Consider the following 26,030-nt stretch of genomic DNA (forward strand, 5'->3'; position numbering starts at 1 on the left):
CCTGCGCAAAAAAAGATACCCGACACCCGCAACGGGTGCCGGGTACAGGGGGAAAACCTTATGGTGCGGCAGAGCCACTGGCAGCAAAAGGGGGAGCGGCGCCGTGCGGCACCGCGGTCCTGGCTTGACAGGCACCGGAAAAGACGCGCTGTTCCGGCGGCAAATCGGGACATCGCGGGGTGTCCCGGGCAGGGGTTCGGGGGAAATCCCCCCCTGCCCGGGGTCACCCCCCGATGCCGGACGGGAAGGGCACCGGCCCTTCCGTGAGAAAACCCGGTCCGCCGCCCCGGCCCGCAGGCCGGAGCGGCCCCCTTCTGCACATTCACCGCATCGCACTGCGGCCTTCTGACCTCATCATCCAAATCCATACCCTCAGAAATGGCGGTCAGCCGGAGGAAGGGGAGATCCGGCCGGCCGCGCGGTGCATCAGGCCCGCGCTGCCGCGTCCGCCAGGCGGACAAGGTGCATCTGTACGCTGGGATAATCCCCGAACAGCTGCGGCAGGGTGTAGCCTGCATACATCAGTGTGCTGCCGCTGAACACGGCGCCCAGACGGGCCGGCGTTTCCTCCGGCACCGTCTCGTCGCAGACCCGTGCACAGCCGTGCAGGTCCAGCCGTTCCACCCGGTACAGGGCATCGGGGTCCAGCCCGCGCAGCCAGAGATGCAGCGGCCGGGCGTTGGCCTCGGGGTGGGTGACGACCAGGTTGATCAGCGCCTGGTCCGGCGCCGCGAACTCCCACGCCACAAAGCGGGGTTCCTCGGCGGGGTCGGTCAGGCGGTAATAGTCGCCGTCCTGAATCAGACGGTAATCGCGCTTGAAGGTCTCGATCTGGGCCGTGACCTCGGCGGCTTCCTCCTCGCTCAGGCGGTTCAGGTCCAGCTCATAGCCGAAGGTGCCGGACATCGCCACCACCGCGCGGGTCCACAGCGGGGTGGAGCGGCCGGTCTGGTGGTTGGGGCAGGCCGACACATGGGCGCCCATCGCCGACACCGGATACCCGAAGGAGGTGCCGTACTGGATGGTCAGCCGCTCGATGGCGTCGGTGTCGTCGCTGCACCAGATCTGCGGGAAGTAGGCCAGCATGCCGGCGTCAAACCGGCCGCCGCCGCCCGCGCAGCCCTCGAACAGCACGTCGGGGAACTCGCCAGTCAGCGTCTCCAGCAGGCGGTAGACGCCCAGCATATACCGGTGGGCCGCCTCGCCCTGGCGGTCGGGCGGCAGCACCCGGCTGTATACGTCGGACATGTTGCGGTTCATGTCCCACTTGACATAGTTGATCGGATTGTCGCGCAGCAGCGTGCGGATGCGCTCGGCCAGATAGTCCACGACCTCCGGCCGGCCCAGGTCCAGCACCAGCTGGTTGCGGCCCATGGCGGGGGCACGGCCGGGCAGCGCCAGCGCCCAGTCGGGATGCGCCCGGTACAGGTCGGAATCCTCGCTGACCATCTCGGGCTCAATCCAGATGCCGAACTTCATGCCCAGCGCATTGATCCGCGCAATCAGCGGGCGCAGGCCGCCGGGCAGCTTGTTCTCGTTGACATACCAGTCACCCAGGCCGCTGTTGTCGTCGTCCCGCTTGCCGAACCAGCCGTCGTCCAGCACGAGCATCTCGACGCCCAGGGCAGCCGCCTTCTCGGCGATATGGCAGATCTTTTCGGTGTTGAAATCAAAGTAGGTGGCTTCCCAGTTGTTGATGAGCACCGGGCGCCGCGCAAAGCGGAACTGGCCGCGGCAGATGTTGCGGCGCAGGAAGCGATGATAGATCCGCGACAGCGCCCCCAGGCCGTCCGCCGAGCAGGCCAGCAGCACCTCCGGCGCATCAAACTGCGCGCCGGGCTCCAGCGTCCAGGAGAATCCCTGGTCCTGGATGCCGCTGACCAGGCGGACCAGACCGTTCTGGTCCACCTCGATGTCGGTGCGGTGGCTGCCCGAATAGACCGGCATGACGCCGTAGCACAGGCCGTGCTCCTCGGTGGCCTGATGGTCGCAGAGAATCACGAAGGGGTTGTGGTGATGGCTCGACGCGCCGCGCGTCGAGGAGACCGTCTGGATGTCGTTGGACAGCGGCACCCGCTGCATCTGGCGCTCCATCGCATGGCGGCCGTGGAAGTGGATCAGGTCCCACCGGCCGAACGGCAGGTCGAGACACAGCGAGGCGGCTTTCTCAAGCCGGATGACGCCGGCGCCGCCGTTGGTCAGCCGGGCGGCCCGGGTGATCACGTCCTGATCGGCAAAGACGCCGTAGAACAGCGTCAGCTCCAGGCCGTTGATCGGGTCGCGCAGCCGGATGCAGAGGGTTTCGGCCTCGTTGTCCTCGTCGTGGGCGGCGGGCAGACCTGCCAGCGAATATTTGCCGGGCAGGATCTCATGGCTTTCATACAGGAAGTCCGCGCCGGCGGCGCCGTTTGCGTCGCGGGCAATCACACAGCAAAGGCGGAAATCACCGACATTGAAGCCGGTGTATTCCAGCGGCAGCACGTCGGGCGACACGCCCCGCATCAGCCGGAAGGGATACCAGTCCGGCGAAAACCCGTGATCGGCGGGCGGGTAGAGGCCCACCAGATCTCCGGTCCCGATAGCACGGCCGTAGTACAGGTGCAGCAGTCGTCCGCGCCCGTCCACCTGCATCTGGTAGGTGGTGTTCCGGGTACGCAGAACGAAGGTACGCGTGCCGGGATCAAACTGAATGGCCATAGATAAGGTCCTCCTGAATTATATATTTCCAAGCGCGGGACCGCAGTCCCGACACTGAATCTCCCAAGAAAGGCGGCAGCCGGGCGGACGGTCTTGCCGCCGACCGTCCGACTGCCGCGCTGTGACTCCCCGCGGGAGCCTATGAGGGCCGCCTGGCGCTTACCGGAGCGCGGCGGCCGGGGCCGGACTCCCCGCAGGGAGCGGCCGGATCACGAAGAAGGGGCAACCGGCTGTTATTTGCCGCCGGTCATGGCAATGCCCTGGATGAACTGCTTCTGGAACAGCAGGTAGAGAATGACCATGGGGATCATGGCCAGAAGGCTGCCGGCCATCAGGACCGGGAAGTTGGTGGTGTACTGACCGTTCAGGGTGGACAGACCGGCCGACAGGGTCATCATGTTCAGGTCGGTGTTGCAGATCAGCGGCCACATCAGGTCGGAGTAGGCAAACACGGCGGTGAAGATGGCCAGCGCGGCGCAGCTGGAACCGGTCAGCGGGAACATGACCTTGGTGAAGGTCTGCCACTTGTTGCAGCCGTCCAGATAGGCGGCCTCGGCAATCTCATTGGGGATGCCGAGATAGGTCTGCCGCAGGAAGAAGGTGCCGAACGCCGAAACCAGGCCCGGGAACACCAGCGCGAAGATCGTGTTGGTCAGGCCCATGCGGGCGAGCATCAGGTACTGCGGGGTGATGAAGATCTGGCTGGGCAGCATCATCTGAACCAGAACGATGCCGAACAGCAGCTTCTTGCAGGGGAACTCCAGCTTGGCGAAGGCATAGCCGGCCATCGAGCTGAAGATGACGGCGCACAGAACACGGAAGAGGATGAGCAGGCCCGTGTTGATGTACAGGTTGACGAAGGGCAGGCTCTGCAGCGCGGTGACGAAGTTGTCCAGATCCCAGTGGGAGGGCAGAATCTGCGGCGGAATGGCCATGGACTCGGCCTGCGTCTTGAAGCTGGTCAGGATCATCCACACGAAGGGGAAGATCATCAGGACGCTGCCCAGGATCAGCACGATGTACGTCAGCGCAGTGGAAAGCCGCTGATTGCTTTTCATACTAGTAGTATTCATACCTTACACCTCGTAATTGACCCACTTTTTCTGGCCGATGAACTGGAAGATCGTGACAATGCCGATCAGCAGGACGGTCCAGACAACGATGGCGGAGGCATAGCCCTTGTCGCCGGCGATGAAGCTCTGGCGGTAGAACAGGGACATCAGGCTCTGGGCATCGTTGAGCGCGGGGTTGGCATCATCCACCATCATGTAGATCAGGTCAAAGACCTTCAGCGAGGACATCAGACGCATGATCATGACGACGAACAGCGTGGGAGAGACCATGGGCAGCGTGATGGAGAAGAACTGCTTGACCTTGGACGCGCCGTCCAGGTCGGCGGCCTCATACAGGGTGGCGGAGACGTTCTGCAGACCGGCGAGCAGCAGCACGGCATCATAGCCGATGTTGCTCCAGATCTGCACAATCGCGCAGGTGAACAGTACGAACCGGGCGTCGGTCAGCCAACCGATGTTGGCACCGAACAGCGTATTAATAATACCATACTGGGTGTTAAAAATCCACTTCCAGACCATGGCCACGGCGGCAGGCGCCACGACCATCGGCAGGAAGAAGATGGCGCGGAAGGTCGTGCGGCCGCGGATCTTGCTGTTGAGCAGCACGGCGACCAGCAGCGCCAGGAAGATGCCGACCGGCACCGTCAGGATGCAGAACAGGATGGTGTTCCACGTTGCCTTCCAGAATTCAACATTCTGGAACATTTCGACGTAATTGTCAATACCCTCGAACTCAAACATGCCGAAGGGCAGGGACTTGGAAAAGCTCATGTAAATGGCCTGAATGAAGGGCCAGATATTCAGAACCAGCAGACCGATGATGGTAGGCGCCACCATGATGAGGCCCCACTTTGCACCGTCGCGGGCAAGCTTCGATGTCTTTTGCATTACGCATCCTCCTCGTAATATTCGGCACTGGCCTCATCCACGATCTGCTGCATGGTCTGCAGGCCGGTGTCCAGATCCAGCTGGCCGGTGTAGATCTTGAGCAGCGTATCGCTGACCGGGGTCTTCCACTCGGGGCGGGCGGCGTTGTTGACGCTCTGGACGCAGTAATCAAACATATCAATGAACGGCTGGACGTTGATCGGATAGTCGTCAAAGACGCCGACCCAGGTCTCTTCGAGGCCCTCGTAGGCGGGGATGGCGGCGCCGCTCTCGCCCTGGATGCGCTGGCCTTCCTCGCTGCCGAAGAACTTCAGCACGTCCTTGACCACGTCAAGGTGCTTGTTGGTGGCGCTGGTGGCGTAGCTCAGACCGTTCGAGATGGAGGCACGGCCCTCACCCTTGACGGGATCGGGGCACTTGGGCAGAACCGCAACGTCCCACTTGCCGACCATGTCGGGATAGTTCTGCAGCTCGCTGAGGATGTTCCAGTCACCTTCCAGGAACATGGCGCCCTTCTCGGAGAAGAAGGCGGTGCCGGGCGCGGTCTCGGCAAAATAGGTCTGGTCGGGGCACCAGTCATAGCTCTGCAGACCGATGTAGAATTCCATGCCCTTGCGGGTGCCGGGATCGGTGAAGTTGCCGTGGGTCTTGTCCTCGGTCAGGATGCTGCCGCCCGCCTGGTACACGAAGTTCCAGTAGCCCAGCTGATCGTCGCCGTAGGCCATGTAGCCGTATTTGCCGGTCGCGTCGTAGATCTTCTGCGACGCATCCACCAGGTCGTCCCACGTCCAGGTGTCATCCGGGTAGGCCACGCCCGCCGCATCGAACATCTCCTTGTTGTACACAAGGCCGACGGTGTCTTTGTCCTTGGGAACGGCGTAGAGGTTGCCGTCCGAGCCGCTGGCGTTGGCCAGAGAAATATCGGAGAAATGCTCGGTTTCCACAATGTCGGAGCAGTCTGCCAGCTTGCCGTAGTCGGCATACTTCAGGATTTCATTGGTGTGCATCCAGAAGATGTCGGGCATCTGGTTGGAAATGGCGGCCGCTTCCAGCTTGGTCCAGTACTCGTCCCAGCTGGTGACCTGGACTTCGATATGGACATTGGGATGCTGCTCGGTGTAAGCCTCGCACATCGCCTCCATACCGGCGCGCTGCGCCACGTCCCAGATCTGGAAGGTCAGGTTGATCTCGCCATCTGCGCTGTCGGACCCACACCCGACCAGACCGGCCGCCAGGCATGCTGCCGCCATGCCGGTTGCCAGTTTCCATTTGATGTTCATAAGATATTTTCCTCCTGTTAGATCTTTCGCAGTGGATCGGCTGCCAGCCCGGTCGGTGCGGCAGCGGGGCGAATTTGACTCTCGCCAAAGTGCTGAAAAATCCGGGAAAGTTTTGTGCAATGTGCACTATGCACAATAGCTTTCCCTTTCTGACGGCATTATTATACAATTTGACGGACAAAGGGTGAATATCCTGACACAACTTTTTATATCTCAATTTAGAGGTTGACCCCATTTTTTGTTGAAGTCGGGCAGCATTTTGGTATATAATAAGAAAAAAGTGTGAAGGGGGCTGTATCATGCAGAACCTCAGCGATGTGCAGACCGACAACAAGCTCAAATTCCATGTGTTTCAGGACGAACGGTTCGTGGATCTGAACCTGTATCAGTTCGGCTGGGAGCGCACCGAACCGATGCATTCCTACGGGCCGTACACACGCAATCACTACCTGTTCCACTATGTCATTGCCGGCAAAGGCACGCTGTATGCCGACGGCAACGAGTACCCCGTCACAGGCGGGCACGGCTTCCTCATCGTGCCGGACCAGCCCACCACCTATGTGGCGGACCGGGAGGACCCGTGGGAGTACACCTGGATTGAGTTCGACGGCCTGCGCGCGCGTGAGACGCTGACCCTGGCCGGGCTGAGCCGCAAGAAGCCGGTCTACACCCCGCAGAACCGCGAGGCCGGACGCCGGCTGCAGGAACAGATGCTGTACATTGTCAACCACGCCCAGGCCAGCCCGATCCGCCAGATCGGCCAGGGGTTCCTCTTCCTGGACCAGCTGGTGGAATCCTCGGCCGGCAAGCGGCAGCAGAGCCAGCGGCGGCTGCGGGACTTCTACACCAAGGAAGCGCTCTCCTTCATCGAACAGAACTACCAGCGCGACATCTCGGTGGAGGACATCGCGGCGTTCTGCGGGCTCAACCGCAGCTATTTCGGCAAGCTGTTCCGCGACACGATGGGCGAAAGCCCCCAGACCTTCCTGCTGCATTACCGGATGGCCCGCGCGGCCCAGCTGCTCAAGGAGAGCTCGCTGCCCATCGGCACCATTGCGGCGATGGTCAGCTACAACAACCAGCTGCATTTCTCCCGCGCCTTCAAGGGGGTGTACGGCATGGCGCCCCGCGCCTACCGGCAGACCCACTGCATCCGGTCGGAGTGAGGCTCAAATTGCCTCTTGCGCAAACGCGGCGGGTATGGTATAGTAACCTGCGGGAATGAAGTTCTCCCTTGGCCGCGCGCCTGAATTGCTGATTGAGCTGATGACTTCTGCAAGAAACCTTGTGGAGTCATCAGCTTTTTTTGTCTGCGCGGCCGCCATCACTCAAACCGGAGGAATCTGCCAATGTTGACAAGTCTTGCACTGATCTTTCTGGTCGGGCTGGCGCTGGGCAGCCTGTTTGCCCGGCTGCGCCTGCCCGGGCTGCTGGGAATGCTGCTCACCGGCATCCTGCTGGGACCGTCGGTCCTCAACCTGCTGGACAGCTCGCTGCTCGGCATCTCGGCCGACCTGCGCCAGCTGGCCCTCATCATCATCCTGACCCGGGCCGGGCTCTCCCTCAATCTCGACGACCTGCGCCGGGTCGGCCGCCCCGCCGTGCTGCTCTGCTTTGTGCCCGCCTGCTTCGAGATCGCCGGCATGCTCATCCTGGCGCCCCGGCTGCTCGGCCTCTCGCTGCTCGAGGCGGCCATCCTCGGCGCCGTCGTGGCCGCCGTGTCGCCCGCCGTCATCGTGCCCCGGATGCTCCGCCTGATGGAGCAGGGCTACGGCACCGCCCACAGCATCCCCCAGATGCTGCTCGCCGGCGCCTCGGTCGATGATGTCTTTGTCATCGTGCTCTTCTCGGCCTTCACGGGGCTGGCCCAGGGCGGCACGGTCAACCCCGCCACCTTTGTCCAGATCCCTGTCTCCATCCTCACCGGCGCGGCGGCCGGCGCCGGCGTCGGGCTGCTGTTCGGCGCCGTCTACCGCCGCCTCCATGTCCGGGACTCCGTCAAGGTCATCGTGCTGCTCAGCCTGGCCTTCCTCGCCGTCGCGCTGGAAAACGCCCTCAAGGGCATCTTCCCGTTCTCCGGCCTGATCGCGGTCATGAGCTGCGGCATCGCCGTCAACCGCTGCCGCCCCGAGGTCGCGGCGCGCCTGTCGGCCAAATTCTCCCGCCTGTGGGTCGCGGCCGAGATCGTCCTCTTCGTGCTGGTGGGCGCCACCGTCGATGTGCGGTACGCGGCGGCGTCCGGCGCGGCGGCGCTGCTCGTCATCCTCGGCGCGCTGGTCTTCCGGATGGCCGGTGTTTTCTGCTGCCTGCTCGGCACCGGCCTGCCGCGGCGGGAGCGGCTGTTCTGCATGATCGCCTACACCCCCAAGGCTACCGTCCAGGCGGCCATCGGCGGGGTGCCCCTCTCGATGGGGCTGGCCTGCGGGTCGGTCGTGCTCACCGTGGCCGTGCTGGCCATCCTCATCACGGCACCGCTCGGCGCGCTGGCCGTGGACGGCAGCTACCGCCGCCTGCTCGACCGGGAAGGAGACTGCCATGCTGCCTGAACCGCTCACCGTCCGCCCCGCCGTCCCGGCCGACCTGCCGGCCCTGCTGGCCGTCTATGACAGCGCCCGGCGGTATATGATCCGCTGCGGCAACCCCACCCAGTGGGGCACCGACTACCCGCCCGCCGACCTGCTGGCCGGCGACATCGCGGCGGGGCACCTCTATGCGGTCTGCCGCGGCGGCACCCTCTGCGCGGCCTTTGCGCTGATCGCCGGGGCGGACCCCACCTACGCCGAGATCCGCGGCGCCTGGGGCAGCGAGGCACCCTACGCCACCATCCACCGGCTGGCCAGCGACGGCACCGCCCCCGGCGTCTTTGCGGCGGTGCTGGCCTTCTGCCTGCGCCGGTCGCCCCATCTGCGGGCCGACACCCACGCCGACAACGCCGTCATGCAGCGGCTGCTTGAGGACAACGGCTTCCGCCGCTGCGGCATCATCCGGGTGTCCCACGGCGACGGGAGCCGCGGGGAACGCCTGGCCTACGAGCGCCTGCCCGGATAAACACAAATCCCCCGGAGCCGAAACTCCGGGGGATCTTGCATGTTCAGAGGCAGCGGCCGTTGTCGGCGGCCACACGGGCATACCAGCGGGCGCTGTCCTTGGGCAGACGCTGTCCGGCGGCATAGTCCATATAGACCAGGCCGAACCGCTCGCTGTATCCGCTGTACCATTCAAAATTGTCGATGAGCGACCAGTGGAAGTAGCCGCGCACGTCGGCGCCCTCCGCGATGCCCCGGGCCAGTTCCCGCAGATACCGCGTCGTGAAGTCGATGCGGTCGGCATCGTGAACCTGGCCGTCCAGATAGATCTTGTCGTTGCAGGACAGGCCGTTCTCGGTGATATAGAGCGGCAGGCCGTACCGCTCCCCGATGAACCGCGGCCCCCAGCGCAGGCTGGACGGCTCGATCGGCCAGCCGATGGCGGTGCGGGGCCAGCCGGTGGGACGCCGGACAAAGGCCGGACCGTCCGCCTCCATCCGGGCGGGCACCGAGTTGTAGATGTTCAGGCCGATCACGTCGGGCTTGCCGAAGGCCAGCGCCCGGGTCAGCGCGGGGTCGGTCCGCGCAAAGCAGGCGCGCAGCCGCGGGCCGGCGTCCTGCGGCCAGTGTCCCAGACACAGCGGGTCGAGCAGCATCTGGTGGGTGAAGGTCCAGTCCTCGTCCGGGCAGGCAAAGGTCAGCCGGCGGGCCGCCTGCAGGTCGGCGGGGTCCTCGGTCACCGGGTGGCAGATCCGCCCCGTCGAGGCCAGCCCCACGATGTTGGCGGGGTCCGCCTCGTGCAGCGCCTGCTCGGCCAGGCAGTGGGCCAGCATGACGTTCTGCCAGCAGCGGAACTGCCCTTCCAGCGGCAGCCGCAGCCCCGGGGCGTGGTTGCCCCGGCCGTAGCCCATGCCCACAATGCAGGCAATCTCGTTGATCGTGAACCAGTGGGTCACCCGGCCGCGGAAATGCGCCGCCAGCCCCGCCGCATACCGGCCGAACGCGCGGGCGGTGTCGGCACTCTGCCAGCCGCCGCGGTCCTCCAGCGCCTGGGGCAGGTCCCAGTGGTACAGCGTGATGTAGGGCTCGATGCCCGCCGCCCGCAGCGCATCCACAAGGCGGTCGTAGTAGGCCAGGCCGTCGGGGTTCCAGTCGCCGTCGCCGTCGGGCAGCACCCGCGGCCAGGAGATGCTGAACCGGTAGGCGCTCAGATGCATCGAGCGCAGCAGCCCGACATCCTCCTGCCAGCGATGGTAGCTGTCGCAGGCCACGTCGCCGGTCTCGCCCCGGGCCACGTTGCCCGGCGTGTGGGAGAAGGTGTCCCAGATGCTCGGCCCGCGGCCGCCGTCCCGGGCGCCGCCCTCAATCTGGTAGGCGGCGGACGCCGCGCCCCAGACAAACGTTTCGGGAAAATGCGCCATCGTCCTTACCTCCGCATCCAGCCGGCCGCCGCCCCGGCCAGCTTCTCGTTGATCGCATCGGCGGCCTCGGCGCTGTCCGCCACCGCGGACAGATACACCTTGATCTTGGGTTCGGTGCCGGAGGGGCGCACCATCAGCTTGGCGCCGTTCTCCAGCCGGTATTCCAGAACGTCGGCCCGGGGCAGACCGGTTCCGTCGGCGCGGTAATCCGTCACGCCGGTTACCGCGTAGCCCGCAATCTGCCGGGGCGCGCTGTCCCGCAGCCCCGCCATGATCGCCTGCATCGTGTGCATGCCGCTCTCCCCCTCAAAGGTGAAGCTGTGCAGCGCGTTGCGGTACCAGCCGTATTCGGCGTACAGCGCGTTGACGGCGTCCAGCAGGCTCATACCGCGGGCGGCGTACCAGGCCGCGGCCTCGCAGGCCAGCATGACCGCGTTGACGCCGTCCTTGTCCCGCACATGGCCGCCCGACAGATACCCGTAGCTCTCCTCAAACCCGAAGAGGTACCGCTCGGCGTGGCCCTCGGCCTCCAGCAGGCCGATCTGCTCGCCGATGAACTTGAAGCCGGTCAGCGTGCGGCGCAGCTCGACGCCGTAGTGCGCGGCGATGGGGGTGGCCATGTCGGTCGAGACAATCGTCGTCACGGCCACCGGGTTCTCGGGCATCGTGCCGTTGGCCTGCCGGGTGCGGCAGATGTAATCCAGCAGCAGCACCCCCATCTCATTGCCGGAGAGCAGCCGGTAGCCGCCCCGGCCGTCCGGCACCGCCGCGCCCATCCGGTCGCAGTCCGGGTCGGTGCCGATCATCAGGTCGGGATGGACGGTGTCGCAGAGCTTCAGGCCGGTCTCCATCGCCTCGCGGATCTCGGGGTTGGGGTAGGGGCAGGTCGGAAAATCCCCGTCGGGGGCTTCCTGCTCGGGCACCACCGTGACATGGGTCACCCCCATCCGGTCCAGCAGCATCCGCACCGGTTCCAGGCCGGTGCCGTTGAGCGGGGTGTAGACCAGCTTCAGGTGGGATACGTCGTTGCCGGGGCGCAGCGCCAGCACGGCGTCCACAAAATCCGACAGGCAGCGGTCGTCAATCGCGACGATCCGCCCCTGGGCCACCGCGCTGTCGTAGTCCATCAGGCGGGGGCTGTCAAAATAATCGTGTTGTTCCATCGCGGCCAGCACCCGGGCGGCGGCGTCCAGCGTGATCTGGCAGCCGTCGGCGCCGTAGACCTTGTAGCCGTTGTACCGGGCGGGGTTGTGGCTGGCCGTCACGCAGATGCCGGCGCCGCAGCCCAGATACCGCACCGCCCAGGAGAGCGCCGGCGTGGGCTCAAGGCGCGGGTAGAGGTAGGCGGTGATGCCGTTGGCGGCCAGCACGCGGGCGGCCTCGCGGCAGAACAATTCGCCCTTGTGGCGGCTGTCGTGCGCCAGCGCCACCTTGCGCGGCAGGCCGGACGCATTCAGGTAATCGGCCAGGCCCTGGGTGGCCCGGCGGATCGTGTACAGGTTCATCCGGTTGGTGCCGGCGCCCAGCACGCCGCGCAGCCCGCCGGTGCCGAACGCCAGATCCCGGTAGAACCGGTCGGTGACCGCGGCCTCGTCCCCGGCAACGGCCTCCAGCTCGGCGGTCAGGTCGGGGTCCTCGACGGCGCGGGCACGCCAGAGGTTCAGAACATCTTGGTATTGCATCAGGGAATACTCCTTTGCGGTGAAGAATTCATCGGACCCGGCGGGGGTCCGATACCCGCCGCAGGGCTGATTCCATTATGGACTTCTGCGCCGCGGATTGCAAGGCTTTGCGGCCGGAAAACGCGACACGGAGCTTTTTTCTCGCCCGAAACCCTTGCGCACGGCGGCGCGGTGGTATATAGTAAGTATACCGCCCGCCGCCCGCCCGGGACCGCACCAGGCCCCGGACGGCCCGAAACAAATGAGGTGAAACAATTTCCATGCCAGCTTATAAACTGATCCCTGCCTGCAAGGATTACCTGTGGGGCGGCGACAGACTGCGCACCCGGTTCGGCGTGCAGAGCGATCTGCACCCGCTGGCCGAAGCGTGGGTGCTCTCCTGCCATCCCGACGGGGCCTGCCGGATGCCGGACGGCACGCCGCTGCCCGACTACCTGGCCGCCCATCCCGAAGCGCTGGGCACCCACGGACGGCAGTTCTCCTATTTCCCGGTCCTCATCAAGCTCATCGACGCCCACGGCGACCTGTCCATCCAGGTCCATCCCGGCGACGACTACGCCCTGGCCCACGAGGGCCAGCACGGCAAGGTGGAAATGTGGGTGGTGCTGGAGGCCGAGCCGGGCGCCTTCCTTTATTATGGCTTTGACCATGAGATCAGCCGCGAGGAATTCGCCGAGCGCATCCGCAGCCACACCCTGACCGAGGTGCTCCACGTCGAGCCGGTCAAGCGGGGCGATGTCTTTTTCATCCCCGCGGGCACCCTGCACGCCATCTGCCACGGCATCGTGGTGGCCGAGATCCAGCAGAGCTCCAATGTGACCTACCGCATCTACGACTACGGCCGCCTCGGCACCGACGGCAAGCCCCGTCAGCTCCACATCGACCAGGCCCTCGACGTGACGACCCGCGGCCCGGTCCGCCAGCCCGCCCCCACCGGGCACCTGGGCAGCTGCCGGTACTTTACCTCGGACGACCGCACCGCCCCCTTCACCGACACCGCAGACGACACCAGTTTTGTGCATCTGCTCGTCATCGAGGGCACCGGCACCCTGACCGCCGACGGCGACACCGCCCCGCTGGCCCCCGGCGACAGCTATTTCCTGCCTGCCGGCAGCGGCACCTTCCGGGTGGAAGGCAACTGCCGCGTCATCGTCACCCGCATCTGAACCCCGCACCCCCGCTTCCCGCCGCCCGGCGGGGCGGGGGTCTTTTGCGTTGTGCGCAAGAAAGTGCGAAAATCGCCCCGTCCGCGCAAAAAAGTGCAAGTCCCCGCCGCCGGAATGTGGTAGCATGGCGGTAGAGGGGCGCGCAGTTCTTTTTGCCGGCATCCCGCCGAAAGGGCATGACAGACGGACCGTTTGGCGGTATAATAGGCAAAAGGGCCCGGCGCCGGCATCTCCCTCCCGCCGACGGACCGGGTCCCGTCCGCGGGCGTGCCGACGGCCGCCCTCTGCGCGCCGCCCCACCGGCGGCTTCGTCGAAAGGAGTTCCGGATGGAGACCCGGTCGCTTCACAACCCGGTTAGCGGCGACAGCACACTGTTCTGCCGCCGGCGGGACGGCATCCTCCTCGAGGAGATGCGCCGGCCCTCCCACTACGATATGCGCAGCAGTCACTTCCATCAGGAGTACGAGATCTACCTGCTCGTGCAGGGACGGCGGCAGATCTTCTTCGACAACCGCGCCTATCTGGCCGAGGCCGGCAGCCTGATCCTGGTGGACAGCGGCCAGATCCATATGTCCCATTCGGTCCTCAACGACCCCGACCCCGCCTATGAGCGGATCATCCTCTACCTGGACCGCGACAAGGTCCGCCGCTACGACGAGATCTTCCCCGAGCTGCATCTGGCCGAGTTCCTGCACAGCCATTACGGCATCTATGCCCTGTCCGCTGCGCAGTTCTCCGAGCTGTGCGGCACGCTGCGCCTCATCATGCGTGAGATGGAACAGCCGCTGCCCCGCAGCCGCACCCTCGTGGACCTCAAGATCCTCGAGTTCTTCATCGCCTTCTGGCGCGAAAAGACCCCCGTCTCCTGCCTGCGGGACGGCGGGACCGATGCGCCCGGCAAGTACACCGCGGTGTATGCGGCGGCGGATTACATCTCGGACCATTTCACGGCGCCGCTGACCCTCGACGAACTGGCGGCCCGCACCTACCTCAGCAAGTTCTATCTCAGCCGCTCCTTCCGCGAGGTCACCGGTGTGGGCATCCGCACCTACATCAACCTGCTCCGTCTGCAAAAAGCCCGCGGCCTGCTGCTCGAGACCGCACTGCCGGTCTCCGCCGTCGCCGAGGCCGTCGGCTTTGAAAGCCTGTCCTATTTTGAACGCATCTTCAAGCGGCATTTCGGAACCGCCCCTGCGCAGTTCCGCAAGAACCCCGCACAAGACAATGAACGGAGGGAACCTGATGAATCCACCATCCGAGACCGAGATCCGCGCCAAACTGGATCTCGTCATTGACAAACTGCTCCACCTCGGCGGCCCGGAAAACGAGGACGAACTCAAGAACGGCGGCGAGGCCGTCGGCTTTTTCCGCCGCGATTTCGGCATCACCGAGTGGGACTGGCCCCAGGGCGTCGGCCTGTACGGCCTGCTGCGGATGATGCAGTACACCGGCTCGCGCCAGTATGTGGACTTCCTCAACGACTGGTTCGCCGGCAACCTGCGCCAGGGCCTGCCCAGCCACAACATCAACACCACAACGCCGCTGCTCACCCTTGCGGATTTCAACCTCTGGGTCCACAACCCCGAGTTTGAAAAGCTCTGCCTGGACTGGGCCGACTGGCTGATGACCTGCCTGCCCCGCACCCGGGAGGGCGGGTTCCAGCATGTGACCAGCGCCAACGGCGACCGTCAGGGGGTCCGCCTCAACGAGAACGAGATGTGGATCGACACCCTCTTCATGACGGTGCTCTTCCTCAACCGGATGGGTCACCGCTACCACCGCGATGACTGGGTGGACGAATCCATCCATCAGGTGCTGCTGCACATCAAGTACCTGTACGACACCCACACCGGGCTGTTCTACCACGGCTGGAGCTTCAACCGGATGGACAATTTCGGCGGCGTTTTCTGGTGCCGGGGCAACAGCTGGTTCACGCTGGGCATCCTGGACTGGCTCGAGGATTTCCGCGGCACCCTCAACCGCGGCGTCAAGACGCTCGTCACCGATACCTACAAGGCGCAGGTCTCGGCACTCTGCCGTCTGCAGAGCGAGTCCGGCCTATGGCACACCGTCCTGGACGACCCCACCAGCTACGAGGAGGTCTCGGGCTCGGCGGCCATCACGGCCGGCCTGCTCAAGGGCATCCGGACCGGCATTCTGGACGACGGCTGTCTGCCCGTCGCAGCCCGCGCGGTCCGCGCCATCCTCGACAACATCGACGAGGACGGCACGGTGCGCAATGTCTCGGCCGGCACCGGCATGGGCATGAACGCCGACCACTACAAGAACATCCTCATCGAGCCGATGGCCTACGGCCAGTCGCTGACCATCCTGGCCCTGGCCGAGGCCCTCGCCGCCTGGTACGGAAAGGGAGGAACGCTGTGAGAATCGGTGTCCGCGCGCATGATTTCGGCTGTCTGCCGCCGCAGGAACTCGCGCGCATCCTGCAGCAGGGCGGCTACAACACCGCCCAGCTCGCCATCCCCAAGGCCATCGCGGGCGCCGGCGACCTGCTCCGCGTCACGGACGCCCAGCTCGACGAGATCCGCACCGCCTTCTCGGACCACGGCATCCAGATCGCGGTGCTGGGCTGCTATGTGGATCTCAGCAACCCCGACGAGGCGGTCCGCACCGACGCCGTGAACCGCGTCTGCCGCAGTCTGGCCCAGGCCCGGCGCCTCGGCGCGCTCTGCGTCGGCACCGAGACCTCCTACGACCATCTCGATGCGGCCGGCAAGGCGGCCCGCCGCCCCGCCATGATCCGCAGCGTGCGGCAGATCGTCGCCGAGGCCGAGCGCCTGGGCCAGGATTTCGCCGTCGAGCCGGTGGACTGGTACCCGCTGGACAGCATCCCCGTCATGCGGGAGCTGCTGGACGCCGTGGACGGTTCGCCCCGCCTGCGGATGATCTTTGACCCCGCCAACGTCATCACCCCCGCCGCCATCGGGCGGCAGGGCGAGGTCTGGCGGGCCTGGCTCGAAGCCTTCGGGAACCGCATCACTGCGCTGCATATCAAGGATTTCGTCTGGGACGACACCGGCACCTACTGTCCCAGGCTGCTCGGCGAAGGACGGATGGACTACACCGTCATCGCCGACTGGCTCCGTGCCGGTCATTCCGATCTCCCGCTGCTGCGGGAGGAAACCATCCATTCCGGCGCAGCCGCCGACCTGGCGTTCCTGCGCGGTCTGGTTCAGTGAACAGGGAGGTACTGTACAATGGAACGCATGGCATGGAAAGGCCGCATCAAACCCGGCTGCAAGGCGGAGTATGTCCGCCGTCACAATCAGATCTGGCCCGAGATGAAACAGGTCCTCAAGGACGCCGGCATCTGCAACTACACGATCTTCGCCAACGGCGACGAGCTGTTCGGCTACTACGAGTGCGAGAAGGGCATTGCCTTTGCCGAGCGCACCCAGGCCGAGAGCCCCGTCGTGGACCGCTGGAACGAGTACATGAAGGATGTCCTGGAACTGGAGATGGACCCCGAAACCGGCGCCCAGCCCAAGCTGGAACCGGTCTTCCGTCTGGATTGATCAACAAACCCCGCCGCCGCGGCCCGACCGCGGCGGCGGGGTTTTTGTCATCTGCGGGTCGGCGGTGCCGTACAGCGGACGGACCACCGGGACCGGCATCTTCGGCGCAGCTCCGCAATGTGCGGCCAGACTTCCCGCGCCCGCTCCGCGGGGCAGGCCCCCCTTGCGCCGCCGCCCGGGAAATCCCGGCTTCTCCGGCGCGGCAGCCGCCAGCGTCACGCTGCCCGGATTCAGATACAGTGCCTGCCCTGCGTGATGCCCGCCTCGGCACAGGCTCGTTGGATGTACAGGCACCCCTGCTCCGCCACGACAACCGCCAGCGTCACGCCGTCCGGATTCAGATACAGTGCCTGCCCTGCGTGATGCCCGGCTCGGCACAGACCCGCCGGATGTACAGGCACCCGGTCCGGAGGCCTTGCGGTAGACCGGTAACCGCTGGACAGCCCCTGGATGCGGTTTCCCTCCCTGCGCGTGCAATAAAATTCCTCGGCTGGACAAGATTGGCAGCGCCCTGCGGCGATTGCCGCCCCGCCGTCCGGGCAAGACTTGTGGGGAAGGAGGGAGAACCATGTGCACCTGCATCGAACTGACGACCCGCGACCACTATTTCGGCAGAAATCTCGACCTGGAACAGGGGTTCGGCCACAAGGTTGTCATCACGCCCCGGAACCATGACCTGCTGCTCTGCAGCGGCAAGGTCCTGACCACCCGCTATGCAATGATCGGGATGGCCGCCACCCGCGACGACCGCCCCCTCTATGCCGAGGCCGCCAATGAGCGCGGCCTGGCCATGGCGGGACTGTACTTTCCCGGCTCGGCCCGGTACTTCCCGCCCGATGCCACCCACCTCAACCTCGCCGCCCATGAGCTGATCCCCTGGTTCCTCGGCCGGTACGCCTCGGTCGCCGAACTGCGGGACGATCTGTCCCGCCTGCGCATCACCGACGTCCCGGCCGCCCCCGACCTGCCGGTGGCCGCGCTGCACTGGATGCTCTGCGACGACCGGGAATGTCTGGTGCTTGAGCAGATGCAGGACGGCCTCCGCGTGTCGGAAAACGACGTGGGCGTGCTGACCAACAACCCGCCGTTTGCCTATCACCGCATCAACCTCGATACCTACCTCAACCTGACGCCCCGCTACCCGGCCAACCGCTTCGCCCCCCAGACGCCGCTGCACCCCTACGGCCTGGGCATGGGCGCCGTAGGCCTGCCCGGCGACTCCTCGCCGGCCTCCCGCTTCGTCCGCGCGGCCTTCCATCGCCTGAACTCCCGCTGCGAGGAGACCGAGCCCGATTCGGTGGCGCAGTTCTTCCACCTGCTGGACGCCGTGGCCGTCGCCCGCGGCATGGCCTATACCGCCGACGGCTGCCCCGAATACACCCTTTACAGCAGCTGCATCAATACGACCCGCGGCGTCTATTATTACAAGACCTACGAAAACAGCACCGTCACCGCCGTCCCCATGACCGAGGCCGAGATGTCCGCCCCGGGCCTGTCCGTCCACCCGCTGCACACCGCACCGTCCTTCACCGTGCTCTGACGCGCCTCCCTTGGCCGGGACCTTCTCCACCCACCACGTCTTTTTGTGCCCGGCCCCTGGCCAAGGCCCTCTCCGCCCGCCACATTTTTGTGCCCGACCCGCCTCCCGCCCGGCCCCGCCCGGCTCTTCCCGGGTCACGGCTCGCTGCTCGGCCCGCACCCTGTCCCCATTCTCCGCCCACCTCAGCCACTGCCGCGCTTTGCGCCCGGCTCCGTCCTTTGCCGCATCTCCGCCCGGCCCCGCCGCTTCGGGAACCTTCGGAAATGTGATAATTTCGCTGACAAGTCTTGTCAAAAAAGACGGAAATCACGGACCATCGACAAACATGGACCGTCAAGGGGGCGAAAAGAATTTGGCAAACACCAAAGAGCGTGCTATAATAGATAATTGGGAATTTATATTATCTCGCTGGGCTTCCGCGCCGGTCAATCCGGCCCCGGCCCGGCACCCCGCCCGCCCCGGCGGCGGACAATCTTTGGCATCGCCCCCGGCGGATGCGGAAATTGAGGAAGAGAAGATGACCCTTACAAATTACTGGTGGCTGCTGATCTGGCTGGCAGTGGCAGGAATTGCACTCACAATGCTGTTTCCCAAAAAAGCAATGCTTTTGCCAGGACAGACGAGTTCGGTGGGACAGTGGGGTTGGCCGGCCTGTATCATTCTTGCACTGCCCTATGTTGTCTGGGCAATGAACCGGACCAATTTTGGCGATACCGAGGTATACCGCCAAATCTTTGCGGATGTTCCGTCAAATCCCGTCCAGCTCCCAGAGTACTTGATGGGACATACTAAGGATCAGGGATTTTCTGTTTTAACATGTATCGTGAAAATATTTGTTGGACAGAACGATCATTTTTTCTTTTTCCTGATTGCAGCATTCCAAATGTTTTGCGTAATCTGGTTCTTTCGCAGATATTCTAACTATTTTTTACTTACTTTCTTTATGTTTGTGGCGTCAACGGATTATCTGTCGTGGATGTTTAACGGCATCAGACAGTTTATTGCAGTCTGTATAGTTTTGCTCTCCTATAAATTGATTCTGAGAAAAAGATATCTTCCGGCAATCCTAGTTATATTGCTCGCAGCTACAATCCACGGCTCGGCCCTGTTGATGATCCCGGTTATATTCGCAATCCAGGGAAAAGCTTGGAATAAAAAGACACTTTTGATTCTTGGCGTAATTCTGATAGCGACATTGTTCATTGATAATTTCACATCTATTTTGGACACAGTGCTGGCAGAGACACAGTACAGCGATATGATTACCAACGAGATTTGGACAACAGATGATGGAACCAATGTTTTCCGGATTCTGTTTTATTCCATTCCGGCCGTCATTGCACTGGTGGGAAAACGATATCTTGATGAAGCAGATGACCCGGCAATGAATATATTTGCCAACTGTGCAGTGGTAACTTCCGCGTTTTATATTCTGTCAGGGGCAACTTCCGGAATTTACATTGGACGTCTGCCGATCTATACGACATTACCGGGATATGTTGTTTGCCCTTGGCTGATTGACAGAATGTTTACCAAGGACTCGGCACGACTTGTCAGATTTGGGCTTGTGGCAGGCTACCTAGCGTTCTTTTATTATCAGATGCATATGGCATGGAATCTTATTTGAGGTGGGAATATGTCTGTCAGGATTTTGCAGATTGTAACATATATGGGACGCGGCGGGCTTGAGACGATGCTGATGAATTATTATCGGCATATTGACCGGGAAAAAGTCCAATTTGATTTTTTGGTGCATCGTGACTTTGAAGCAGACTACGATCAAGAAATCCGGCAACTCGGAGGCAGAATCTTTCATATTTCCCGACTCATTCCCTGGAGCCGATCGTATCGAACAGAACTGAAAACTTTTTTCTTGGAGCATCCTGAATATTCTATTGTTCATGTTCACCAGGATTGTCTGAGTTCGGTTGCGCTACAATGTGCTGAAGAGTGCAATATCCCGATTAGAATTGCGCACAGTCATTCTAGCGGGGCAGTTAAAAATTTTAAATATCCTATTAAAAGATACTACATGACAAAAATTCCAAAGTATGCAACGAATTTATTTGCATGTGGACAACAGGCAGGAAAATGGATGTTTGGTGGAACCCCTTTTCAAGTTGTACCCAATGCAATTGATGTGCAGGCATATCGTTATTCAGCCGAATGCGCACTAAAAATTCGAAAAGAACTTGGGCTCGAAGATAACATCGTGATTGGACATGTCGGAAATTTTACACCGGCCAAAAATCATGAGTTTTTGCTGGAGATATTCCAAAGTATATTGGCAGCAGAACCAAGAGCTAGGTTACTACTGGTGGGAGGAGGAGCAGAGCGGGAACACATTCGAGAAAAGGGACGCACATTGGGAATAGGAAACAAGGTGATTTTGACAGGAGTACGATCAGATGTGAATGAACTTATGCAGGCAATGGATGTCTTTGTGTTCCCATCACACTATGAGGGTCTTCCCGTTACAATGGTAGAGGCTCAGGCGGCAGGATTGCCTTGCGTTATTTCCGACCATGTCCCCAAAGAATGTGTTGTGACCTCAGATCTGGTCACAACCATGGATTTGTGCAGCCCAGCCAGGCAGTGGGCAGAGCACATTTTAAACAGAATTGAAACACCGAGAACAGACCATAGCCGAGAAATTGCAGCTGCGGGCTATGATATTGTTTCTGCAGCCCGAAAACTGGAAAAATTTTATTTGAAAAAAGCGGGAGTGGAATAACGATGGAATTCCTGACGGTTTTTACGCCTGCATACAATCGGGCACATACATTGCCGCGGACCTATGAAAGCTTGTGCGCCCAGGATTGCAAAGAATTTGTGTGGCTGATTATAGACGACGGATCTACCGATGATACGGCACCACTTGTCAGAAAGTGGCAAAGTCGAAACAACGGTTTCGAAATCCGATATATCTACAAGGAAAACGGTGGAATGCATACAGCACACAATACTGCTTATCAGAATATTGACACAGAATTGAATGTTTGCATAGATTCTGATGATAAAATGGCGCCGGGGGCAGTGTCGAAGATAAAAGCCGCTTGGGCGAAGGTGAAAGATCAAGGATATGCAGGATTGATCGCACTGGATGCGGATTTCTCCGGACATATTATCGGAAAAGGATTCCCGGTAGGAATGCGGGAAACGACCTTGACAGGATATTATGCCACAGGGGGATATGGAGACAAAAAGTTGATCTACCGGACAGATATAATCAACAGTGTTCCACCCTATCCGGTGTTTCCGGGCGAAAAATATGTAGGATTGGTTTATAAGTACACCCTGGTTGATCAAAAATATTCTCTTTCCGTATTGAATGAAATAGTCTGTGAGGTGGAATATCAGGCGGACGGATCTTCCAATACCATGTGGAAGCAGTATTTAAGAAACCCGAGAGGATTCGCATTTTTGAGAAAGACTGCCATGCAGTATCCGGTCAGTAAAAAAAGGCTGATCCGGGATTGCATTCACTATTGCTCCAGCAGCCAGATTGCTCATAATTCCAGATATATACAGGAATCACCAAGAAAGGTTCTGACAGTTCTCTGCACGCCGTTTGGATGGCTGCTCACCTATATTGTTAAAAAGAAAGCACAGGAGAAGCAGTTATGAGCAAAAGACAGGAAATGAAAGATCTGTATGCCAGTGATTACTATCGGATGACAGGACAGCCGTATCATTCTGGTATAAAGAGTTTCGTTAGAAAGTGTTTATTCCACAATCTTCGGTATATGTTCTGGTACAGAAAATATCAGGCAAACAGAAGCTGGGTTGCAAGAGGAGTGTTGTACTTTCTTTCGCGCAAGTATGGCCTGGAGATATCACCAAAGGCAACAATTGGTGAAGGGCTATATTTGGGACATCCGTATAACATTACTGTCGGAGAAGGAGTAGTCCTTGGGAAAAATGTGAATTTACATAAGGGCTGTACAATAGGAAAGACGAGCAGAGGAACGGTCGGTTCACCACAAATAGGAGATATGGTGTGGATCGGGATTAATTCAACGGTGGTCGGCAATATTCAGGTGGGGAATGATGTGCTCATCGCACCGAATGCCTATGTGAATTTTGATGTTCCGGATCATTCTGTGGTTATTGGAAACCCCGGCGTTATACATTTTCGTCTGAAGGCAACAGAAGGATATATCAATTTTTGCTGCGATGATGCAATAAATGGCGGAACTCTAAACTAGCAATAAAAAACTCCCGGAAAGCTTTTTCTGAGAATTTGTTTTTCCGGAGGCTGTTTCCAATTGGGACGGAAAGGAAGAAAAATATGCGAGGGGAAAATTGCGGCAATTTTGATAGGAAGATAATAGTAATTATACCAGTGTATAATTGCAAAAATTATTTGTGTCAGGCGGTAGATTCTGTATTATTGCAACCATATTCAGCCCTTCAAATTTTGTTAATTGATGATGGATCTACCGATGGCTCTGCGGTATTATGTGATGAGCTGTCGCATCGAAGTTCTCAAATTACAGTCATACATCAGCAAAATGGTGGGGTGTCACAAGCTAGAAATGTGGGTATGGAGTACCTGTACACAAATAAAAATAAAGAAAGCGATTATATTACATTTTTGGATGCAGATGATGCATGGTCGACGAATTGGATAGACACTCAACTCATTGGGTTGTTAAAGCAGGGGTATGACCTGATTGGATTGCAATCTTGTACTTGTAATACTTCTCTGACAAGAAGATCAGACTGCATCCCTATGCAAGAAGGAGAGTACAGAGGAGGAGAAAGGGCGGTATGGTTGCACGCTGGTCACATGGGAGCAATGCTATATCGGATTGGACTGGTTAAAAAGTTTAAAATCTATTTTTATAAGATCAAAGCTTCAGAAGATAAGATATTTTCGATGCAATGCCTTTACCTTGCGGATAAAATTTATCTCACAAATCGTCTGATGTATCTTTACCGGCAGAACGCAAAATCAGCAATGCATACAAGAGAAAAAGGAATTCCATATTATATGCCGATTATTGATGCATATATACGATCAGATAAGGAGATGTTACAGTGGAAGAATCCCGTTCGCGGAAGTCTTCATGAAGGGAACCTGTTAGCTAAGATTTATATTATGGATATGATAGAAGAAGAGTGGAGTAAAAAATCTGGGGTGAAGAATATTGAAAAATTAATGAACCGCAGACAGGACTATTGCGAAATTCTAGAAAAGTCAACAAATAGCAAACTGGTAGATGAAAGATGGTTAAAGATGCAGAGACACAAATGCAAATACATACTTAAAAACAAGGTATATCGAATCTTGTCTGCTGTCGCGAGAAAAATATTATATTTCCGACAGATAAGGGCATATGTGGACAGAAAACGATATCCGATTTCAATCTGATGATTCAGGAGGCGGCGTTATTGTGAAAAAAATCCTTTTTCTGATTCATGATTTGGGTCAGGGAGGCGCAGAAAAAGTGCTGGTAAACCTTGTCAACAATATGGATCATTCAAAATTCGATATCACGGTAATGACGCTTTTTGACTGTGGGGAGAATCGCCGGTTTCTGAGAGCAAATGTAAGGTATAAAACTTGGTGCCCCAAAATGATTCCCGGTAATTCTCATCTCATGAAATTGTTTCGACCGCAGATACTTCATGAACTTATCGTGAGAGAGCATTATGATGTTGAAGTGGCATATCTGGAGGGGCCCAGTGCCAGAGTAATCAGCGGGTGTACGTCGCCAGATACAAAACTGGTGTGCTGGATTCATATAGAGTTGCACTCCGCCAAGGCGGTAGCAGCATCTTTTCGAAGCATAGAAGAGGCCAGACATTGCTATGGAAAATTTGACAAGATTATTAGTGTTTCACAGACAGTGGAGGATGCTTTTCGCAAATCATTACGGGTAAAGTCCTCGTATGGAGTACTCTACAATACGAATGAGAGCGAAAAAATTTTAGAACTGGCAAGACAACCGGTTAATGTTCAGATGGAAGAACAACAGGTCAAATTGATTGGAATAGGAAAATTGCTGAAAAGCAAAGGATTCGACCGTGTTCTGAGAATTATTAAAAGACTTGTTGAAGAAGACTATTCTGTGCATCTCTATATTCTTGGTGAAGGACCAGAACATGCGAGTTTGCAAAATTATATCTGCCAAAATGGTCTTGAAAATAATGCAACTTTGCTTGGCTATGAGTTGAATCCTTATAAATATTTAGCGAAGTGTGACCTGTTCGTCTGTGCGAGTTATGCGGAAGGCTTTTCTACCGCGGCGACCGAAGCACTGATCGTTGGAACACCGGTCTGCACCGTGGAGGTTTCCGGGATGCGGGAAATGCTGGGAGAGGACAGTCAATATGGACTGATCGTTCCCAATGACGAAGAGGCGCTGTATCAGGGAATCAAGTCTTTGCTGGATCAGCCGGAGCGTCTGGCAGAGTACCGCCGCAAAGCCGCTGTGCGGGGGAAAACCTTCAGTACGCACGAGACGGTGGAAGCGGTGCAGGAGATGCTGACGCAGCTCGTTTCGGAAAAGAGCGAGGAATAACAGGATGAACGATCTCAAAGAACCTTTCTACCGTATTCGAGGAGAATATATGACAGAAAAACTGATCTCGATAGGGATGTAAAGTTAGAAGAAAAAGCAACGGATGGTTGTCTTGCTCTATTATAGAGAAGAATATATACTCCGGAAAGACGATTCGATGGATCAGAAAGGGAAAATCGGGTACATTGACTGATGAACGATGATTTGATTTCTGTTGTAGTGCCGGCCTACAATATTGAACGGTATATCGAACGATCGCTGGAAAGCCTGCTGCGGCAGACGTACCCGTTTCTGGAAGTGGTGGTCGTGGATGACGGCTCCACAGACGGGACAGCTGCCCTGATTGACCGGATGGCCGAGAAAGAGCCCAGGCTGATTGCGGTGCACAAACCCAACGGCGGGGTCTCCAGTGCACGCATCGAGGGAATCCGCAGAGCGTCCGGGCAATGGATCGGCTTTGCGGATGGGGATGATTTCGTCGAACCGGAAATGTTTGAACATCTGCTGCAAAACGCAATCCGGTGTCATGCGGATATTTCCCACTGCGGCTGTCAGATGGTGTTCCCGGACGGCCGTGTCGATCTGCATTATGGGACAGGCCGGTTTGTAGAGCAGACAAACGAGCAGGGCGTGAAGGACCTTGTCGAAGGAACGTTTGTTGAGCCGGGACTTTGGAATAAACTGTTCCGGCGCGACATTGTGGAAGATTTTGAACAGTCCCCGCTGTGGGACCCGGAAATCAAAATCAATGAAGATCTGCTGATGAACTATCTGCTGTTTTCAAGAGCGGAAAAGTCGGTCTATGAGGATATTCCGTATTATCATTATCTTATCAGAAAACATTCGGCATCAACTTCAAGGACTAAACCGCATGTTACAGATCCTTTGCGAGTTATGGATACGATCCGAAACGATCTGAAGGGAAAGAATGTTCTTTACCCGGTTGCCTATACCCGATATCTGCGTGTTCTCATCAGTGTGGCAAACCAGAAACAATGGGCAGAAGAAAGCAGAAAGGCGCAAAGGCAGCTACGGCAGGAAATTCAATCCGGAAACCTTACTGTATGCACATCTCAAAAACTTCGTCTTATGGCACTTGCAGCAGCATATTGGTTGTCAGCATATCGCCAAGTACGAAAAATCCATGATAACATTACAGGCATTTCCCAAAAATACGACGTGTAGAATGC

Annotated in this window: 23 protein-coding genes and 1 riboswitch; of the genes, 16 read left to right on the forward strand and 7 right to left on the reverse strand. The window is 59.4% G+C overall.

Annotated features, from left to right (window positions below; translation table 11 throughout):
* Nucleotides 1-426: 426 nt before the first annotated feature.
* From U0L91_RS01210 to U0L91_RS01225, 4 genes are all read right to left on the reverse strand, one after another.
* The gene (locus U0L91_RS01210) at nt 427-2,697 is read right to left on the reverse strand and encodes an alpha-galactosidase (protein WP_330044180.1); all 2,271 of its coding nucleotides are present in this window, start codon (nt 2,695-2,697) and stop codon (nt 427-429) included.
* A gap of 233 nt (nt 2,698-2,930) precedes the next feature.
* On the reverse strand, nt 2,931-3,770 hold the full coding sequence (locus U0L91_RS01215; RefSeq protein ID WP_330044182.1) for a carbohydrate ABC transporter permease: 840 nt from the start codon (nt 3,768-3,770) through the stop codon (nt 2,931-2,933).
* A 3-nt stretch (nt 3,771-3,773) separates the two neighbouring features.
* On the reverse strand, nt 3,774-4,658 hold the full coding sequence (locus tag U0L91_RS01220) for a carbohydrate ABC transporter permease (RefSeq protein WP_330044183.1): 885 nt from the start codon (nt 4,656-4,658) through the stop codon (nt 3,774-3,776).
* Nucleotides 4,658-5,938, reverse strand: a complete 1,281-nt coding sequence (locus tag U0L91_RS01225; RefSeq protein ID WP_330044186.1) for an ABC transporter substrate-binding protein — start codon at nt 5,936-5,938, stop codon at nt 4,658-4,660. Before U0L91_RS01225 ends, U0L91_RS01220 begins: the two co-directional genes overlap by 1 nt.
* Nucleotides 5,939-6,237: 299 nt before the next feature.
* Between U0L91_RS01225 and U0L91_RS01230 the strand changes: the two genes are divergently transcribed.
* The 3 genes from U0L91_RS01230 (at nt 6,238) to U0L91_RS01240 (ending at nt 8,986) form a co-directional block, all read left to right on the forward strand.
* A complete protein-coding gene (locus U0L91_RS01230) occupies nt 6,238-7,104 on the forward strand; it encodes an AraC family transcriptional regulator (RefSeq protein WP_330044188.1) in 867 nt (288 codons plus the stop codon).
* Between the two features lie 42 nt (nt 7,105-7,146).
* A riboswitch (Fluoride riboswitch) is annotated at nt 7,147-7,221 on the forward strand.
* A 66-nt stretch (nt 7,222-7,287) separates the two neighbouring features.
* Nucleotides 7,288-8,484 (forward strand): cation:proton antiporter domain-containing protein, encoded by a 1,197-nt coding sequence (locus U0L91_RS01235; protein WP_330044190.1) that lies wholly within the window; start codon nt 7,288-7,290, stop codon nt 8,482-8,484.
* Nucleotides 8,474-8,986 (forward strand): GNAT family N-acetyltransferase, encoded by a 513-nt coding sequence (locus U0L91_RS01240; protein WP_330044192.1) that lies wholly within the window; start codon nt 8,474-8,476, stop codon nt 8,984-8,986. Before U0L91_RS01235 ends, U0L91_RS01240 begins: the two co-directional genes overlap by 11 nt.
* A 43-nt stretch (nt 8,987-9,029) precedes the next feature.
* Here the strand turns inward: U0L91_RS01240 and U0L91_RS01245 are convergent, their stop codons facing one another.
* Both U0L91_RS01245 and U0L91_RS01250 read right to left on the reverse strand, forming a co-directional pair.
* Entirely contained in the window at nt 9,030-10,385 is a 1,356-nt protein-coding gene (locus U0L91_RS01245) for a GH1 family beta-glucosidase (RefSeq protein ID WP_330044193.1), read from the reverse strand.
* Between the two features lie 5 nt (nt 10,386-10,390).
* Complete coding sequence (locus U0L91_RS01250) at nt 10,391-12,067, reverse strand: phospho-sugar mutase (protein ID WP_330044195.1); 1,677 nt, start codon at nt 12,065-12,067, stop codon at nt 10,391-10,393.
* Nucleotides 12,068-12,327: 260 nt separating this feature from the next.
* Between U0L91_RS01250 and U0L91_RS01255 the strand changes: the two genes are divergently transcribed.
* The 5 genes from U0L91_RS01255 (at nt 12,328) to U0L91_RS01275 (ending at nt 16,770) form a co-directional block, all read left to right on the forward strand.
* Entirely contained in the window at nt 12,328-13,233 is a 906-nt protein-coding gene (locus U0L91_RS01255; protein WP_330044197.1) for a type I phosphomannose isomerase catalytic subunit, read from the forward strand.
* 327 nt (nt 13,234-13,560) lie between these two features.
* Entirely contained in the window at nt 13,561-14,529 is a 969-nt protein-coding gene (locus U0L91_RS01260; protein WP_330044199.1) for a helix-turn-helix transcriptional regulator, read from the forward strand.
* A complete protein-coding gene (locus tag U0L91_RS01265) occupies nt 14,477-15,619 on the forward strand; it encodes a glycoside hydrolase family 88/105 protein (protein ID WP_330044200.1) in 1,143 nt (380 codons plus the stop codon). The genes U0L91_RS01260 and U0L91_RS01265 overlap by 53 nt, the downstream gene beginning before the upstream one ends.
* A complete protein-coding gene (locus U0L91_RS01270) occupies nt 15,616-16,434 on the forward strand; it encodes a sugar phosphate isomerase/epimerase family protein (protein WP_330044202.1) in 819 nt (272 codons plus the stop codon). The genes U0L91_RS01265 and U0L91_RS01270 overlap by 4 nt, the downstream gene beginning before the upstream one ends.
* Before the next feature lie 18 nt (nt 16,435-16,452).
* The gene (locus U0L91_RS01275; protein WP_330044203.1) at nt 16,453-16,770 is read left to right on the forward strand and encodes an L-rhamnose mutarotase; all 318 of its coding nucleotides are present in this window, start codon (nt 16,453-16,455) and stop codon (nt 16,768-16,770) included.
* A gap of 230 nt (nt 16,771-17,000) precedes the next feature.
* On the opposite strand, the gene U0L91_RS01280 is transcribed toward U0L91_RS01275, so the two are convergent.
* Nucleotides 17,001-17,171 (reverse strand): hypothetical protein, encoded by a 171-nt coding sequence (locus U0L91_RS01280; RefSeq protein WP_330044205.1) that lies wholly within the window; start codon nt 17,169-17,171, stop codon nt 17,001-17,003.
* Nucleotides 17,172-17,338: 167 nt separating this feature from the next.
* Between U0L91_RS01280 and bsh the strand changes: the two genes are divergently transcribed.
* From bsh to U0L91_RS01320, 8 genes are all read left to right on the forward strand, one after another.
* Nucleotides 17,339-18,310, forward strand: coding sequence for a choloylglycine hydrolase (gene bsh, locus U0L91_RS01285; protein ID WP_330044207.1), 972 nt, complete (start codon nt 17,339-17,341; stop codon nt 18,308-18,310).
* 352 nt (nt 18,311-18,662) lie between these two features.
* On the forward strand, nt 18,663-19,937 hold the full coding sequence (locus U0L91_RS01290) for an EpsG family protein (RefSeq protein ID WP_330044208.1): 1,275 nt from the start codon (nt 18,663-18,665) through the stop codon (nt 19,935-19,937).
* A gap of 9 nt (nt 19,938-19,946) precedes the next feature.
* Nucleotides 19,947-21,044, forward strand: coding sequence for a glycosyltransferase family 1 protein (locus U0L91_RS01295; protein ID WP_330044209.1), 1,098 nt, complete (start codon nt 19,947-19,949; stop codon nt 21,042-21,044).
* A 2-nt stretch (nt 21,045-21,046) separates the two neighbouring features.
* The gene (locus U0L91_RS01300; protein ID WP_330044211.1) at nt 21,047-21,937 is read left to right on the forward strand and encodes a glycosyltransferase family 2 protein; all 891 of its coding nucleotides are present in this window, start codon (nt 21,047-21,049) and stop codon (nt 21,935-21,937) included.
* Nucleotides 21,934-22,518, forward strand: a complete 585-nt coding sequence (locus U0L91_RS01305; protein WP_330044213.1) for a serine O-acetyltransferase — start codon at nt 21,934-21,936, stop codon at nt 22,516-22,518. The genes U0L91_RS01300 and U0L91_RS01305 overlap by 4 nt, the downstream gene beginning before the upstream one ends.
* Nucleotides 22,519-22,601: 83 nt before the next feature.
* The gene (locus U0L91_RS01310; protein ID WP_330044215.1) at nt 22,602-23,687 is read left to right on the forward strand and encodes a glycosyltransferase family 2 protein; all 1,086 of its coding nucleotides are present in this window, start codon (nt 22,602-22,604) and stop codon (nt 23,685-23,687) included.
* A 22-nt stretch (nt 23,688-23,709) separates the two neighbouring features.
* Nucleotides 23,710-24,840, forward strand: coding sequence for a glycosyltransferase (locus U0L91_RS01315; protein WP_330044216.1), 1,131 nt, complete (start codon nt 23,710-23,712; stop codon nt 24,838-24,840).
* A gap of 192 nt (nt 24,841-25,032) precedes the next feature.
* Nucleotides 25,033-26,025: a glycosyltransferase family 2 protein gene (locus U0L91_RS01320; RefSeq protein ID WP_330044218.1), complete on the forward strand. Its 993-nt coding sequence runs from the start codon at nt 25,033-25,035 to the stop codon at nt 26,023-26,025.
* Nucleotides 26,026-26,030: the final 5 nt, after the last annotated feature.

This window comes from Gemmiger sp., assembly GCF_036306485.1.
In the GTDB taxonomy this organism is placed as follows: domain Bacteria; phylum Bacillota; class Clostridia; order Oscillospirales; family Ruminococcaceae; genus Gemmiger.

Bases quoted from the DNA above. Each gene is read 5' to 3' on its own strand.
- U0L91_RS01265 (WP_330044200.1), top strand. From the start codon at position 14,477: ATGAATCCACCATCCGAGACCGAGATCCGCGCCAAACTGGATCTCGTC.
- U0L91_RS01220 (WP_330044183.1), bottom strand. From the start codon at position 4,658: ATGCAAAAGACATCGAAGCTTGCCCGCGACGGTGCAAAGTGGGGCCTC.
- U0L91_RS01240 (WP_330044192.1), top strand. From the start codon at position 8,474: ATGCTGCCTGAACCGCTCACCGTCCGCCCCGCCGTCCCGGCCGACCTG.
- U0L91_RS01310 (WP_330044215.1), top strand. From the start codon at position 22,602: ATGCGAGGGGAAAATTGCGGCAATTTTGATAGGAAGATAATAGTAATT.
- U0L91_RS01320 (WP_330044218.1), top strand. From the start codon at position 25,033: ATGAACGATGATTTGATTTCTGTTGTAGTGCCGGCCTACAATATTGAA.
- bsh (WP_330044207.1), top strand. From the start codon at position 17,339: ATGTGCACCTGCATCGAACTGACGACCCGCGACCACTATTTCGGCAGA.
- U0L91_RS01275 (WP_330044203.1), top strand. From the start codon at position 16,453: ATGGAACGCATGGCATGGAAAGGCCGCATCAAACCCGGCTGCAAGGCG.
- U0L91_RS01295 (WP_330044209.1), top strand. From the start codon at position 19,947: ATGTCTGTCAGGATTTTGCAGATTGTAACATATATGGGACGCGGCGGG.
- U0L91_RS01300 (WP_330044211.1), top strand. From the start codon at position 21,047: ATGGAATTCCTGACGGTTTTTACGCCTGCATACAATCGGGCACATACA.
- U0L91_RS01215 (WP_330044182.1), bottom strand. From the start codon at position 3,770: ATGAATACTACTAGTATGAAAAGCAATCAGCGGCTTTCCACTGCGCTG.
- U0L91_RS01250 (WP_330044195.1), bottom strand. From the start codon at position 12,067: ATGCAATACCAAGATGTTCTGAACCTCTGGCGTGCCCGCGCCGTCGAG.
- U0L91_RS01255 (WP_330044197.1), top strand. From the start codon at position 12,328: ATGCCAGCTTATAAACTGATCCCTGCCTGCAAGGATTACCTGTGGGGC.
- U0L91_RS01225 (WP_330044186.1), bottom strand. From the start codon at position 5,938: ATGAACATCAAATGGAAACTGGCAACCGGCATGGCGGCAGCATGCCTG.
- U0L91_RS01245 (WP_330044193.1), bottom strand. From the start codon at position 10,385: ATGGCGCATTTTCCCGAAACGTTTGTCTGGGGCGCGGCGTCCGCCGCC.
- U0L91_RS01230 (WP_330044188.1), top strand. From the start codon at position 6,238: ATGCAGAACCTCAGCGATGTGCAGACCGACAACAAGCTCAAATTCCAT.
- U0L91_RS01260 (WP_330044199.1), top strand. From the start codon at position 13,561: ATGGAGACCCGGTCGCTTCACAACCCGGTTAGCGGCGACAGCACACTG.
- U0L91_RS01210 (WP_330044180.1), bottom strand. From the start codon at position 2,697: ATGGCCATTCAGTTTGATCCCGGCACGCGTACCTTCGTTCTGCGTACC.
- U0L91_RS01305 (WP_330044213.1), top strand. From the start codon at position 21,934: ATGAGCAAAAGACAGGAAATGAAAGATCTGTATGCCAGTGATTACTAT.
- U0L91_RS01235 (WP_330044190.1), top strand. From the start codon at position 7,288: ATGTTGACAAGTCTTGCACTGATCTTTCTGGTCGGGCTGGCGCTGGGC.